This is a genomic window from Mycolicibacterium rutilum, assembly GCF_900108565.1.
In the GTDB taxonomy this organism is placed as follows: domain Bacteria; phylum Actinomycetota; class Actinomycetes; order Mycobacteriales; family Mycobacteriaceae; genus Mycobacterium; species Mycobacterium rutilum.
The window spans coordinates 4,241,725-4,256,388 of sequence record NZ_LT629971.1; the positions used below are offsets into that span (position 1 = coordinate 4,241,725).

The 14,664-nt window shown below is 66.7% G+C and carries 13 protein-coding genes; 7 read left to right on the forward strand and 6 right to left on the reverse strand.

The window, feature by feature from the left end; translation table 11 throughout:
- The first annotated feature begins 10 nt into the window (after positions 1–10).
- Positions 11–1,168: a Zn-dependent alcohol dehydrogenase gene (locus tag BLW81_RS20675; protein WP_083408789.1), complete on the forward strand. Its 1,158-nt coding sequence runs from the start codon at positions 11–13 to the stop codon at positions 1,166–1,168.
- A gap of 3 nt (positions 1,169–1,171) precedes the next feature.
- Here BLW81_RS20675 and BLW81_RS20680 read toward each other — a convergent pair whose 3' ends face one another.
- From BLW81_RS20680 to BLW81_RS20695, 4 genes are all read right to left on the reverse strand, one after another.
- Entirely contained in the window at positions 1,172–2,236 is a 1,065-nt protein-coding gene (locus tag BLW81_RS20680; RefSeq protein WP_083408790.1) for an amidohydrolase family protein, read from the reverse strand.
- A gap of 105 nt (positions 2,237–2,341) precedes the next feature.
- A complete protein-coding gene (locus tag BLW81_RS20685; RefSeq protein WP_083408791.1) occupies positions 2,342–2,578 on the reverse strand; it encodes a hypothetical protein in 237 nt (78 codons plus the stop codon).
- 51 nt (positions 2,579–2,629) lie between these two features.
- Positions 2,630–3,832: a cytochrome P450 gene (locus BLW81_RS20690; protein WP_083408792.1), complete on the reverse strand. Its 1,203-nt coding sequence runs from the start codon at positions 3,830–3,832 to the stop codon at positions 2,630–2,632.
- A 9-nt stretch (positions 3,833–3,841) separates the two neighbouring features.
- Positions 3,842–4,678, reverse strand: coding sequence for a mycofactocin-coupled SDR family oxidoreductase (locus BLW81_RS20695; protein WP_083408793.1), 837 nt, complete (start codon positions 4,676–4,678; stop codon positions 3,842–3,844).
- Between the two features lie 53 nt (positions 4,679–4,731).
- Here BLW81_RS20695 and BLW81_RS20700 point away from each other — a divergent pair, with 53 nt between their 5' ends.
- From BLW81_RS20700 to BLW81_RS20720, 5 genes are all read left to right on the forward strand, one after another.
- Positions 4,732–5,328 (forward strand): TetR/AcrR family transcriptional regulator, encoded by a 597-nt coding sequence (locus BLW81_RS20700; protein WP_083408794.1) that lies wholly within the window; start codon positions 4,732–4,734, stop codon positions 5,326–5,328.
- 173 nt (positions 5,329–5,501) lie between these two features.
- Positions 5,502–5,930 carry an MmpS family transport accessory protein gene (locus BLW81_RS20705; RefSeq protein WP_083408795.1) on the forward strand — a complete coding sequence of 143 codons (429 nt, stop codon included), beginning with the start codon at positions 5,502–5,504 and terminating at the stop codon, positions 5,928–5,930.
- On the forward strand, positions 5,927–8,830 hold the full coding sequence (locus BLW81_RS20710) for an MMPL/RND family transporter (RefSeq protein WP_083408796.1): 2,904 nt from the start codon (positions 5,927–5,929) through the stop codon (positions 8,828–8,830). The genes BLW81_RS20705 and BLW81_RS20710 overlap by 4 nt, the downstream gene beginning before the upstream one ends.
- Complete coding sequence (locus BLW81_RS20715) at positions 8,830–9,156, forward strand: DUF732 domain-containing protein (protein WP_083408797.1); 327 nt, start codon at positions 8,830–8,832, stop codon at positions 9,154–9,156. The genes BLW81_RS20710 and BLW81_RS20715 overlap by 1 nt, the downstream gene beginning before the upstream one ends.
- A 65-nt stretch (positions 9,157–9,221) precedes the next feature.
- Entirely contained in the window at positions 9,222–9,617 is a 396-nt protein-coding gene (locus tag BLW81_RS20720) for a DUF5078 domain-containing protein (protein WP_235632050.1), read from the forward strand.
- A gap of 3 nt (positions 9,618–9,620) precedes the next feature.
- Here the strand turns inward: BLW81_RS20720 and BLW81_RS20725 are convergent, their stop codons facing one another.
- Both BLW81_RS20725 and BLW81_RS29445 read right to left on the reverse strand, forming a co-directional pair.
- On the reverse strand, positions 9,621–10,907 hold the full coding sequence (locus BLW81_RS20725) for a DUF7159 family protein (RefSeq protein WP_083408799.1): 1,287 nt from the start codon (positions 10,905–10,907) through the stop codon (positions 9,621–9,623).
- A 199-nt stretch (positions 10,908–11,106) separates the two neighbouring features.
- Positions 11,107–11,544, reverse strand: a complete 438-nt coding sequence (locus BLW81_RS29445) for a hypothetical protein (RefSeq protein ID WP_157897765.1) — start codon at positions 11,542–11,544, stop codon at positions 11,107–11,109.
- Positions 11,545–11,889: 345 nt separating this feature from the next.
- Between BLW81_RS29445 and BLW81_RS20735 the strand changes: the two genes are divergently transcribed.
- Entirely contained in the window at positions 11,890–14,664 is a 2,775-nt protein-coding gene (locus BLW81_RS20735) for an MMPL/RND family transporter (RefSeq protein WP_235632343.1), read from the forward strand.

Genomic DNA, 14,664 nt, shown 5'->3' on the forward strand with positions numbered 1-14,664 from the left:
ACCGGGCGCCGTGAGGAGCCGGGCGGCGATACTGCACGACGTCGGCGGGCCGTGGTCGGTCGAGGACTTCGAGCTCGCTCCCCCGCGCGCGGGCGAGGTGCTCGTCGAGATGGCCGCAGCCGGGCTGTGCCACTCCGACGACCACATCCTGCAGGGCGACATGTCGGTGTCCAACGCGATCGCCGAGGAGTACGGGCTGACCCCGATGTTCCCGATGATCGGCGGGCACGAGGGAGCCGGCACTGTCGTCGCGATCGGCGATCACGTCAGCGAATTCGCGCCCGGCGATCACGTCGTGATGTCCTTCGTCGCGGTCTGCGGCCAGTGCCGCTGGTGCGCGTCGGGCATGGAGTATCTGTGCGACGAGGGCGCCGGGACGATGACGCCCGGCATGCCGACCGACGGTACCTTCCGCCACCACACCCTCGACGGGCGTCCGCTCGGTCATCTGTCCAAGATCGGCGCGTTCGCCACGCACACCGTCGTGTCGGCGCACTCACTGGTCAAGATCGAACCGCACCTGCCCCTGGTGGCCGCCGCGCTGCTGTCCTGTGCGGTGCCCACCGGATACGGGTCGGCGGCCAACCGGGCCGGTGTGCGCGGCGGCGACACGGTCGTGGTCGTCGGTGCCGGCGGGATCGGCACCGCGGCGATCCAGGGTGCCCGGATCAACGGCGCGGCGCAGATCGTGGCCGTCGACCCGGTCGAGTTCAAACAGAAGGCCGCGCTGCGTTTCGGTGCCACCCACAGTGTTTCGTCGATTCCCGAGGCGCTCGACCTGGTCCGCGACCTGACCCAGGGCGTGATGGCCGACAGCGTGGTGGCCGCGCCGTCGCTGATCGCCGGCGACGACGTCGGCGCGTACCTCAAACTGACCCGCAAGGGCGGCACCTGCGTGCTGACCGGGATGACCCCGCAGACCACCCGCTCGGCGAAGATCGCGCTGCAGGACTTCATCCTGTGGAACAAGAGCCTCGTCGGCACCGTCTTCGGGTCGTGCAATCCGAAGGCCGACATCAACCGGCTGGCCCGGCTCTACCAGTCGGGACAACTCCAACTCGAGGAGATGATCACCCGCCGGTACCGGCTCGACGACATCAACGCTGCCTATGACGACCTGCGCAACGGCGAGATCATCCGCGGCGTCATCGATTTCGCGCTGCGCTGACGGTCAGTTCAGGCTGTAGAAGCGCTGCGCGTTGCGGGCGCCGACCTTCGCGCGGGCGGCATCGGAGATGTCGTCGCGTCCACGCAGCGGTTTCGTGCTCTCCGGCCAGTCCCCGTCCCAGTGCGGGTAGTCGCTGGCGAACATGATGAAGTCGTCACCGAGCACATCGATGACGCCGGGCAGAATCGGTTCGCCCGCCTCGCAGGTAACCCAGATGTTGCCCGCCGCAAGGTAGTCGTGCGGATCGCGCCGCCAGCCATCCTCGATCCAGTGACCCCGCTTGACGTAGTGGTCCTGCAGGCGGTCGATGAAGTACGGCAGCCAGCCGACGCCGGCCTCCAGGAACGCCACCCGCAGCGCCGGATGCCGGTCGAACACCCCGCCGGACACCAGCGACGTCATCGCGACCATCTGGTCGAACGGGAAGCTGATCGTGTGCACCTGAACGTAATTGGTGAAGCGGTCCACGCCGATCTTCGGCAGGTGCATGCCGGGGGCACCGTGGACGCCCAACGGCATGTCCAGATCAACGGCCGCGGCGTAGAACGGGTCGAGGTCGGGGTGGTCCAAGTTCTTCGTCCGCAGCCCGGGCGGCAGATGGGTGGCGACCAGGCCGAGGTCCTTGGCCTCGCGCATGATGTCGATTGCGGTGCGGCCCAACTCGATCGGGGTGACCGCGACCCCGCGCAGCCGGCCTCGCGACGATGCGCAGTAGTCGGCGATCCAGCGGTTGTAGAGCCGGGCGAAGCCGGCGGCGAACCCGGGATCGCGCAGTGTCGGCGTGCACAGTCCGAGGCTCGGATACAACACCATGACATCGATGTGGTCGCGCTCGGCGTTGGCGGCGACACCCTCGGCGGTGCGGCAGTTCAGACCGGGCGCCGAAGTCAACCCGTGCTCGGTGGGGCAACCCGCGCCCGGTCCGGTCGACTCCGGGTAATGCCGCCCCTCGATCACCAGGCCGAGACCATCTGTGCGGGGTGCGATGTGCCGCGGCCATCGCTGCATCGCCTCGACCGCCAGCGACGCACCTTCGGCGACGTGCCCGTCGGCATCGATGATCCGCATCAGTTTGCTAAAACTAGCAGGCAAAGCCGAAATCGCAGCCAGTCTCGGCAAGGTTGCGCTCAGGCGCGGTGCGGAAACCGGCCGTCCGTGCGCACTATGGGGGCGTCAGTACTGGCCGAGCGGCCGGCACACGTTCGAGATGGGATTCCAGTACTCCCCAGGCGCGCACGCCAGCGGGGCCGTCGCCACCGGGCCCCGGCACACGTTGGCCACGGGGTCCCACCACCCGCCGGGGCAGTTGAGCGGCTGCGCCGCCGCGGACGGCGCCATCAACAGGGAAAGTGCCGCGACCGGAGCAGCAGCTGCGGTGGCGACCATCGAACGACGAATGATCTTGTGCATGCGTCGAGCTTGCCCCGAACCGGGCCGCCATAAACAGCCGGGTCGCACGTCCTAATTCACTACGACGTCGAGGCGTTCCCAGCCGCGCACCGTCGACGTCGGCGCCAGCCGCGCGGTCGTGGTGTCGATGTCCCATTCGGGCCAGCGGTTGAGCAGCTCGTCGAGCGCGACGCGCCCCTCGAGTCGCGCCAGGTTGGCGCCCAGGCAGTAATGCACACCCTTGCCGAACGTGATGTGGCTGATGTTGTCGCGGCGGATGTCGAACACATCGGGGCGGTCGTAGCGGCGTGGGTCGCGGTTGGCCGATCCGAACATCAGCAGGATGGCCGCGCCGGCCGGCGCGGTGCGTCCGTGCGCCTCGAAATCCCGGGTCACCAGGCGAGCGACATTGTGGCCGGTCGGCTCGAATCGCAGCGTCTCGTCGACCGCGCGGGCCAGCAGCGACCGGTCCTGCACCACGTCGCGACGCTGGTCGGGGTGTTCGGCGAGCACCTTGGCCAGCCAGCCGATCAGCCGCCCGGTGGTCTCGTTGCCGGCGCCGGCCACCACCTGGGTGTAGTGCAGCACCTCCTTGCGGGTGAGCTTGCGCGTGACCCCCTGCTCGTCTTCGAACTCGACGTTCAGCAGCGCGGTCATCAGATCGTCCGACGGGTTCTGCGCGCGCCAGTCGACGTACTCGGCGTAGATGCTGCCGTCGGCGATCTTGTCGGCCCGCACCACTTTCATCGGTGAGCCGGGCTTGGTGCGCAGGCTGGCGTCATTGGCGTCGCGCACCGAGACCTGTTCGGACTCAGGGATGCCCAACAGCATCCCGATCACGCGCATCGGCATCATCGAGGCCAGTTCGGCGATGATGTCGAACCGGTCGACGCCCACCAGCGGGTCCAGGCAATTGACGCAGTACTGCCGGATCTGATCCTCGAGCTCGGCCATCCGCCGCGGGGTGAAGACCCGGGACATCAAGCCCCGCAGCATGGTGTGGACCGGTGGATCCTCCATCATCATCACGCCTTTGGGCATGTCGAACTGCGACTGGATCAGTTCGAGGATGTCGCCGCGGCTGTTGGAGAAGGTCTGCCAGTCGAGCAGCGCGCGCTCGACGTCCTCGTGCCGCGACAGCGCCCAGAAGTCGTACTGCTCGTTGTGGTACAGCGGCGCTTCCTCGCGGAGCCGCTCGTAGGTCGGATACGGGTCGGCCACGATGTCCACCCGGTACGGGTCGTAGTAGACGGCCTTTTCGTCGATTGCGGTCACGTAGGCTCCCTACTTCAGAAGGCTGCCGGCGTCGACCGGCAGTGGCACGCCGGTGATGTAGCGAGCTTCGTCGGAGGCCAGGAACAGCACGGCGTTGCTGATGTCGACCGGCTCCACCCACGGGATCGGCAGGAAGTGGAACGACTGGCAGATCGGCGCCAGGTCCTCGGGTCCGGGGTTCTCGAGGTCGGGGCGGAACAGCCGATAGGTCGGCTCGTTCATCAGCAGCGGCGTGCACACATGCGTCGGGTGCACGCTGTTGACCCGGATCGAATGCTGGCCGAGTTCGACGGCGAAGGTCCGCATCAACCCGACGACACCGTGCTTCGCGGCGATGTAGTGACCCACCTGCGGGTAGGCCTTGGTGCCGCCGACCGAGCTGGTGAGGATGATCGAGCCGCCGGGACCGCCGGCGAGCAGATGCGGAACGGCCGCCTTGACGGTCTTCCACACGCCGCCGAGGTTGACGTCGATCGTCTCGTCGAAGCGGTCTTCGGCCATCTTGTGCAGCTTCACGCCGGTGGTGCCGATCCCCGCATTGGCCACGACGATGTCGAGCCTGCCGAGCTGTTCGACGCCGCTGTCCACGGCCGCCTTCAGCGCGTCGTAGTCGCGGACATCGACCTCGGCGGTCACGATGCGCCGGTCGAGGTTCTTCACCATGTCCGCGGTCTCGGCGAGATCTTCGGGGGTGGCGGCCGGGGCGGTCGAGTACGCGAAGCCGCGGCAGATGTCGACGGCGATGATGTCGGCGCCCTCCTGCGCCAGGCGCACCGCGTGGCTGCGCCCTTGACCGCGCGCGGCACCGGTGACGAATGCGACCTTGCCCTCTACCCGACCGGTCATCGGCGCCGCTCCCCTCACTTGTTGGGCGATCGCCCAACATCTAGGCTGGCGCCATGTCTAGCAGCCCCGTCGGGGAGCGGTCAAGGGGTGGCCGGGAGTCGGCGACGCGGGCCGCGCTGATCGAGGCGACGGCGCAGGTCATGCTCGAAGAGGGCTACGCGGCGGCGACGTCGCGACGGGTCGCCAACCGCGCGGGGGTCAAGCCGGCGCTCGTGCACTACTACTTCCCGAGCATGGACGACCTCTTTCTGGCCGTGCTGCGCGAAGGCGCGGAGGCGAACCTGGCGCGCCAGCGCGACGCGGTGGTCTCCGACGAACCGCTGCACGCGCTGTGGCGGCTCAACAGCACCCACGGCGCGCGGCTGTTCATGGAGTTCATCGCGCTGGCCAATCACCGCAAGGCCATCCGCAGCGAGATCGCGGCCTACGCCGAGCGTTTCGGCGACGCCGAGGAGGCCGCGGTGGCCGCGGCGATGACCGCGCACGGCGTCGACCTGCAGGCGTTTCCGCCGGTGGTGATGTCTATGATAGTCACCAGCTTGGCTCGAATCGTGCTGCTGGAGCGCGGGCTCGGCATCACCCGAGGCCACGCCGAAGCCGAGGCGTTCATCCAGCGCTATCTCGACCGCTTCGAACGCCCGTCGTCGTGACCCCCGTGTGTGACCTGGATCACGCTGCGGAGTCGGTGGTGACCAGCAGCACGATGACTTGAGTTAATCTGTGCCTCAGTGAGAACTTATACGGGCTAAGTTATGTTCAGCGAGATCACAGAGACCGAAAACGACTGAGGGCGGATATGCGCGGCACTGGGCGGGACAAATAGATGCTCCGACTCGCGAAAAAGGTCTGGATCCCCATCGTCATCATCGTGGTGGTGGTGATCGCCGGCTTCACGGTCAGCCGTATCCGCACCTTCTTCGGCGCTGAGGGCATCATCGTGACGCCCAGGGTGTTCGCCGAGGATCCCGAACCGTTCGACCCGAAGGTCGTCAAGTACGAGATCTTCGGAACGGGTTCCTACGCCGACATCAACTACCTCGATCTCGACGCACGACCGCAACGTGTCGACGGTGCATCGCTGCCCTGGTCTCTGACGCTGCAGACCACGGCGCCATCGGCGGCTCCCAACATCGTCGCCCAGGGCGACGGCGGGAGCATCACCTGCCGGATCACCGTCGATGACGAAGTCAAAGACGAAAGAACCTCCACCGGCGTGAACGCTCAAACCTTCTGCTTTGTGAAATCCGCATGAGTTCGGCGACGAACGAACCGCAAACCGACCCCTTCCCGCCGGTCCGGCACGCCAAGCGGCCGTTCATCCCGCGGATGATCCGGACCTTGGCGGTCCCCATCATCATCGGCTGGGTCGCGGTGATCGCGGTGCTCAACATCTCGGTGCCGCAGCTCGAGACCGTCGGCCAGCAGCGCGCGGTCTCGATGAGCCCGGATTTCGCGCCGTCGATGATCGCGATGAAGCGGGTCGGCAAGGTCTTCGAGGAGTACGACTCCGACAGCTCGGCGATGATCGTCATCGAGGGCGACAAGCCGCTCGGTGAGGACACCCGCGCGTTCTACGGCGAGATGGTCGCCAAGCTCGAGGCGGACAAGCGACACGTCCAGAGCGTGCAGGACTTCTGGAGCGATCCGCTCACCGCCTCCGGCGCACAGAGCAGCGACGGCAAAGCCGCCTACGTGCAGGTCTACCTGTCCGGCAACCAGGGTGAGGCGCTGGCCAACGAGTCGGTCGAGGCGGTGCAGTCCCTCGTCGACGGCATGCAGCCACCGCCGGGCGTGAAGGTGTTCGTGACCGGTCCGGCCGCGCTCGCGGCCGACCAGCACATCGCCAGCGACCGCAGTATGCAGGTGATCGAGGCGCTCACCTTCACGGTGATCATCACGATGCTGCTGCTGGTGTACCGCTCGATCATCACGGTGCTGCTGACGCTGGTGATGGTCGTACTCCAGCTGGCTGCGACCCGCGGCATGGTGGCGTTCCTCGGCTACCACGAGATCATCGGGCTCTCCCCGTTCGCGACCAACCTCCTGGTGACCCTGGCGATCGCCGCGGGCACCGACTACGCGATCTTCCTGACCGGCCGATATCAGGAGGCCCGCGGGACCGGTGAAGACCGAGAGTCGGCCTATTACACGATGTTCCACGGCACGGCGCACGTCGTGCTCGGTTCCGGCCTGACGATCGCCGGCGCCCTGTTCTGCCTGAGCTTCACCCGGCTGCCGTACTTCCAGACCATGGGCGTGCCGTTGGCGGTCGGCATGGTCACCTCGGTGCTCGCGTCGCTGACGCTCGGGCCCGCGATCATCAGCGTCGCCAGCCGGTTCGGCAAGGTGCTCGAGCCCAAACGGGCGATGCGGGTGCGCGGTTGGCGCAAGATCGGCGCGGCGGTCGTGCGGTGGCCTGGGCCGATCCTGGTCGCGACGATCGCGCTGTCGCTGGTCGGTCTGCTCGCGCTGCCGGGCTATCGGACCAACTACAACGACCGCAACTATCTGCCGGCTGATCTGCCGGCCAACGAGGGCTACGCGGCCGCCGACCGGCACTTCTCGCAGGCCCGGATGAACCCCGAACTGCTGATGGTCGAAAGCGACCACGACCTACGCAACTCCGCGGACTTCCTGGTCATCGACAAGATCGCCAAGCAGATCTTCCGCGTGCCGGGGATCTCCCGCGTGCAGGCCATCACCCGGCCCGACGGTAAGCCGATCGAGCACACGTCGATCCCGTTCCAGATCAGCATGCAGGGCACCACCCAGCAGATGAACCAGAAGTACCTGCAGGACCGGATGGCCGACATGCTAGTGCAGGCCGACGAGATGTCCAAGACCATCGAGACCATGGAGAAGATGTCCGCCCTCACCGAGGAGATGGCGGCCACCACCCACAACATGGTCACGAAGATGAAGGACATGACGGTCGACGTGGCCGAATTGCGCGACAACATCGCCAATTTCGACGACTTCTTCCGGCCGATCCGCAACTACTTCTACTGGGAACCGAAGTGCTACAACATCCCGATCTGCTGGGCGCTTCGGTCGATCTTCGACACGCTTGACGGCATCGACACGATGACTACCGACATCCAGGAACTGATTCCCGACATGGAGCGGCTGGATCAGCTGATGCCGCAGATGGTCACCCTGATGCCGCCGATGATCGACACCATGAAGACCATGCGCACGATGATGCTGACGATGTATGCCTCGCAGAAGGGCATGCAGGATCAGATGGCGGCGCTGCAGGAGAACTCGACTGCGATGGGCGACGCGTTCGACGCGTCGATGAACGACGACTCGTTCTACCTGCCGCCGGAGGTCTTCGACAACGAAGAGTTCAAGAAGGGCATGGAGAACTTCATCTCCCCCGACGGCAAGTCGGTGCGGTTCATCATCGCCCACGACGGTGACCCGATGACCGAAGAGGGCATCGCCCGGATCGACTCGATCAAGCAGGCGGCCAAGGAAGCCATCAAGGGCACCCCGCTCGAAGGCTCCAAGATCTACCTGGCCGGAACCGCGGCGGTCTACAAGGACATGTCCGACGGCAACAACTACGACCTGATGATCGCGGCGATCCTCGCTCTGGCGTTGATCTTCACGATCATGCTGATCCTCACCCGCAGCGTGGTCGCCGCCGCGACAATCGTTGGCACCGTGGTGATCTCGCTGGGCGCCTCGTTCGGTTTGTCGATCCTGATCTGGCAGCACATCCTGGGCATCGAGTTGCACTGGATGGTGATGGCGATGGCGATCATCATCTTGTTGGCGGTCGGCGCCGACTACAACCTGCTACTGGTGTCACGGCTGAAGGAAGAACTGCACGCCGGGGTCAACACCGGGATCATCCGGGCGATGGGCGGCAGCGGTTCGGTGGTCACCTCAGCAGGTCTGGTGTTCGCGTTCACGATGATGTCGATGGCGGTCAGCGAACTCACAGTCATCGGACAGGTCGGCACCACCATCGGGCTGGGTCTATTGTTCGATACGTTGGTGATCCGCGCGTTCATGACGCCTTCGATCGCCGCGCTGATGGGTAAATGGTTCTGGTGGCCGCAGCGGGTGCGGAGCCGGCCCGTGCCGGCTCCGTGGCCCAAGCCCAAGGAATTGACGACGTCCGGTTCGGAAGGGGCCCAGTAATGAAACGACTGATTGCCGCAATCGCCACTGCCACAGCAGCGTTGGTGCTGGCCGCGCCGGCACACGCCGATCCCGACACCGACTTCGCCAACGAGTTGCACACGTACGGGATCTACGGGCAGAAGGACTACAACGCCTGGATCGGCAAGATCACCTGCAAGCGGCAGCGCAACGGCGTCGACAAGAGTGCGCACGACTCGGCGCGGTTCGTCCAGGCTCAGCTGGACAAGGAGCAGGACAGCACCGAGCAGTCCTATCAGTTCCTGGCCGCGGCACTGCGGTTCTACTGCCCGGACCTGCTGCCGATCCTGGATCAGGCGCGATGAACATGAGGAGTCGAAAAGTGTTCCGTAAGGCGAGCATTGCGCTGGCATCCCTGGGGTGCGCAGCGATGCTGTTCCCCGCCGCCGCGTCCGCCGACGCGACCGACGACTACCCCATCCCGAACCGGATGCTCAAGACGACGTGCACGGTCGACCAGTACATGGCGGCGGTTCGCGACACCGATCCGGTGTACTTCGAGCGGTACATGATCGACTACCACAACCGGCCGCTCGACGTTCAGCAGGGCGCCCGCGACCGGATCTACTGGTTCTTCTCGTTGGACTACGCCGGCCGCCGGCAGTACTCCGAGAACACCGCGACCAACGTCTACTACGAGCAGATGGCCACCCGGTGGGGCAACTGGGCCAAGCTGTTCTTCAACAACAAGGGCGTCGTCGCGCACGGCACCGAGATCTGCATGAACTACCCGCCGAGCCAGCCCGAGATCTGGAACTGGCGCTAGTCGTCAGGGCAGCCCGCCGAACAGCGGGCTGAGCACCATCTGGATCGGGTCCGGCGGCGGTGGTGCCGGCGCGGGCGGTGCCGGCACCGGATCAAGCGGTGCCGCCGGGGCGGGTGGAAGCACCGCGGGTGGCGGAAGCACCGGCGCGGGCAGTAACGGCGCCGGAAGGATCTGCGGCGCGGGCGCGGTCGCCACCACCGGTGCCGCGGGCGCCGGAGCTACCGGCGCGACCTCGGCAGGCGCTTCGGCGACGGCGGGCACCGCCTCCGGCACCGGCTCCGCTTCGGCCACCGTGGGGACCTCGGGCGCGAGGTAGACCTCCGCGACAGGTGGCGCTTCGGGGACCGGTGCGGCCGCCAACTGCTGCACCACCGCGGGCGGTTTCGGCGCCGACGGCACCGCATGCACGCTGATCGACGTCGTCGAGGCCGTCGAGGAACTGGCCGCCTCGGTCGGCACCGGGGTTTCCTCGTCGGCGGTGAACTCCGGACCGATCGCGAACAACGCGACCGCCGCGACCGCGACCACGGTCGCAACACGGGCATGCGGCTTGAACCGAGCATACGAGCGCGGCCTCGACGTCGCGAGCCGCACGGTCTCCTCCGCGACGTCGGCCTTTGCCGCCGGCTCCGGCTGGACCACCGCGCGTAGGGCGGCGCCGCGTGCCAGCGCCAGTTGCGCGTCGTCGGAGGCGACGACCGGCATCGGCAGCGCCTCGTCGAGCGTGCCCGCGATGAGTTCGAGGTCGCCCCGCGTCCCGAGCAGATACAGGCTTTCGGGCTGCGAGCGGTTGACCTCGAAGACACCCGTCAGCCAGCGCGCGATGCCGTCGGCGCTTTCGCGCATCTGCGTCGTCGCCGTCCGCACGAAGTTGTACAGCACCGACACCACGGTCACCGCCGACGGTTCGACCACGCACAGCGCGCACCGGTCGAATCCGAGGTGACGGCCGTACGCCTGCGCCCACTCCTGGGTGGCGTCCGCGAGCGGGACAGCGGCCACCGTGTCAAAGCCCATGTCGGGCAACGATTTCAACAGCAGCGCCGCCTTCGCCTCGACGTCGTTGCTCCACGTCAGGCCGATCATCCGCACCTGGTGGCCGCTGGCCTCGGCGATCGCCCGCGCCCCGCGGACCGCGGCTTCATGCTTGGTGATGTCACCGTCGGTGGCGACGTCGGAGAGCACGGAGAAGTGGTCGTGGTCGAGGGTGAGCGCATCGGCGCCGGTGCCCTGTTGCAGCACCCAGGCGATTCCGGACGACGTCATCGACATGCCGAGCACCGTGTCCACGCTGCCTCACCTTCGTCGATGTTCGATTCATGCCGTGCCCGCCCTGAGGGTGTCGCCGGGCGCGGCGAATCGAGCATAGTTTGCTCCGCGGTGCGGGGCACGTCGAAGCGGAGATGAGCTTCGGCGCTACCGCAGATATCGCGGCGCTGTGTCAGGTGTTACATATGGGGCTCATCTGACGGATGAGCCGAAACGGCGGTCAGCCTCCTGCGCCGCCCGCGCCGCCTGCACCTCCGGCGCCGCCCGCCCCACCGGCGCCACCTGCACCTCCGGCGCCGCCGGCACCACCCGCGCCCCCGGAGCCTCCGGCGCCTCCGCCGTCCTGCCCGCCCTGGCCGCCTGCTCCGCCGCGGCCGCCGGGCGCACCGTCCGGCCCGGCCGGGCCGTCGGGCCCGTCCGCACCGTCGGGTCCGCGTTGTGGCTGCTCAGAGGGCGACGGCGAGGCCGGCGGCGGCGTCGTGCTTGTGGCGCGAGGCGCGGACGGCTCCGAGGGTCTGGAGGTCGCCGAGGTGGTTTCGGGATCGCTCGGCGTCGAACCGGCATCGCAGCCGGTCACCCCCAGGATCACCGCGTGTGCGCCCGCGATCGCTGCGACCGCGAACCGTCGTCCACCGGCGAACAAACGCCGCCCTGACATCTTTGTCTCCCCCATGCCGCCACCGTAGCCGAGTTTGCTCGGTGAATGTCCGGTTAACGCGACGGTAAATTTCTCGGCGGCCAGGCGACGTGCCACCGATAGAGAATGTCGGCGTACGCAACGAGTCGCGCCGACACGGAATTGGTTAACCAGGCTGCGCAGTTCGCTGCAGCGCGATTCCGACTACCCGCTGAGGACCCTCATCTGGTAGGACTAAGGCGGTCCTAACAACGTCGGGAGGAGCTCCGCCGAGGTGAATTCCTGGTGAGCGCTCCGACCCAGCACGCCCAGGCCGCTCGACGGTCTCCGTTGGCCAAGTGGATCCGCCGGTTGTCGATCCCGATCATGATCGGCTGGCTCCTGCTGATCGGCGTGTTCAACATGACCGTCCCGCAGCTCGAGGTCGTCGGCCAGATGCGGTCGGTGTCGATGAGCCCGTCGGAAGCCCCGTCGGTGATCGCGATGAAGCGCGTCGGCGAGGTCTTCGAGGAGTTCAAGTCCGACAGCGCGGCGATGATCGTGCTGGAAAGCGACGAACCGCTCGGCGGCGAAGCGCGGCAGTACTACGACCGGCTCGTCGCCAAGCTCGAGGCCGACGACAAGCACGTCGAACACGTGCAGGACTTCTGGGGCGACCCGCTCACCGAGGCGGCGGCGGTCAGCGCGGACGGCAAAGCCGTCTACGTCCAGGCCTACCTCGCAGGCAACATGGGCGAGGCGCTGTCGAACGAGTCGGTCGAGGCGGTCCAGCAGATCGTCGACGGTCTCCCGGCCCCGCCCGGGCTGAAGGTCTTCGTGACCGGCGGATCGGCTCTGGTCGCCGACCAGCAGATCGCCAGCGACCGCAGCATCCGGATCATCGAATACGTCACGTTCGCGGTCATCATCACGATGCTGCTGCTGGTCTACCGCTCGATCGTCACCGTGCTGATCACGCTCGTGATGGTCGTGCTGGCGCTGGCGGCCACCCGCGGCGCGGTGGCGTTCCTCGGCTATCACGAGCTGATCGGCCTGTCGACGTTCGCGACCAACCTGTTGGTGACGCTCGCGATCGCCGCGTCGACCGACTACGCGATCTTCCTCATCGGGCGCTATCAAGAGGCCCGCACCCTGGGCGAGGACCGGGAGTCGGCGTTCTACACGATGTTCCACGGCACCGCGCACGTCGTGCTGGGCTCGGGCATGACGATCGCCGGCGCGACGTTCTGCCTGTCGTTCACCCGGCTTCCGTACTTCCAGTCGCTCGGTGTGCCGCTGGCGGTCGGGATGACGACCGCGGTGCTCGTCGCGCTGACGCTGGGACCGGCCATCATCACCGTCGCCAGCCGGTTCGGGCTGCTGGAACCCAAACGCGCCATGCGCATCCGGGGGTGGCGCAAGATCGGCGCCGCCATCGTCCGCTGGCCGGGTCCGGTGCTGCTCGCGACGGTGTTCCTGTCGCTCGTGGGGCTGCTGGCCCTGCCCGGCTACCGGCCCAACTACAACGACCGCCTGTACCTGCCGCCGGATCTGCCGGCGAACCAGGGCTTCGCCGCGGCCGAGCGGCACTTCTCGCCGGCCACCATGAACCCCGAGCTGCTGCTGATCGAGAGCGACCACGACCTGCGCAACTCGGCCGACTTCCTGGTCATCGACAAGATCGCCAAGGCCGTGTTCCGGGTGCCGGGGATCTCGCGGGTGCAGGCCATCACCCGGCCCAACGGCAAGCCGATCGAGTTCAGCACCATCCCCGCCCAGCTCAGCCTCAGCGGTGTCAACCAGGAACTGAACCAGAAGTACATGGACGACCGGATGGCCGACATGCTGGTCCAGGCCGAGGAGATGCAGGTCAACATCGACACCATGTCGCGCATGATGGCGTTGATGGGCGAGATGAGCGCCACCACCCACAGCATGGTCGAGAAGACCCGCACGATGACCGTCGACATCGCCGAATTACGGGACCACATCAGCAATTTCGACGACTTCTTCCGTCCGATCCGCAACTACTTCTACTGGGAACCGCACTGCTACAACATCCCGATCTGCTGGTCGATGCGGTCGGTGTTCGACGTCATCGACGGCACCAACCTGCTGACCGACAACGTCCAGGAGCTGCTGCCTGATCTCGAACGCCTCGACGCGCTGATGCCGCAACTCATGGCGCTGATGCCCGAGCAGATCGAGACGATGAAGAACATGAAGCAGATGATGCTGACGATGCACGCCACGCAGGGTGGTTTGCAGAAGCAGCAGGCCGCGCTGACCGAGAACCAGTCGGCGATGGGCGACGCGTTCAACGACTCATGGAACGACGACACGTTCTATCTGCCGCCGGAGATCTTCGACAACGAAGAGTTCAAGCGCGGCATGGAGAACTTCATCTCGCCCAACGGGCACGCGGTGCGGATGATCATCCAGCACGAGGGTGATCCGTTGAGCGCCGACGGCATCGACCGCATCGACGCGATCAAGCAGGCCGCCAAGGAGGCGATCAAGGGCACTCCGCTGGAGGGTTCCACGATCTACATCGGCGGTACGGCTTCGGCGTTCAAGGACATGCAGGAAGGCAACAACTACGACCTGATGATCGCGGGCATCCTCGCGCTCGCGCTGATCTTCACGATCATGTTGATCATCACCCGCAGCCTGATCGCGGCCGCGGTCATCGTGGGCACCGTCGTGTTGTCGCTGGGCGCCTCGTTCGGTCTGTCGATCCTGGTGTGGCAGCACATCCTCGGGGTCGAACTGCAGTTCATGGTCATGGCCATGGCGGTGATCATCCTGTTGGCCGTGGGCGCGGACTACAACTTGTTGCTGGTGGCGCGGCTGAAAGAGGAGATCCACGCCGGGCTGAACACCGGCATCATCCGCGCGATGGGCGGCAGCGGCTCGGTGGTGACCGCGGCCGGCCTGGTGTTCGCGTTCACGATGATCTCGATGGTGGTCAGCGAGCTGACGGTGGTGGCACAGATGGGCACGACGATCGGCATGGGTCTGCTGTTCGACACGCTGGTGATCCGCGCGTTCATGACGCCGTCGATCGCTGCCCTGCTCGGCCGCTGGTTCTGGTGGCCGCAGTTCGTCCGGACCCGGCCCAAGCCCGCTCCGTGGCCGACGCCGGCGAAGACCGACGCCTGA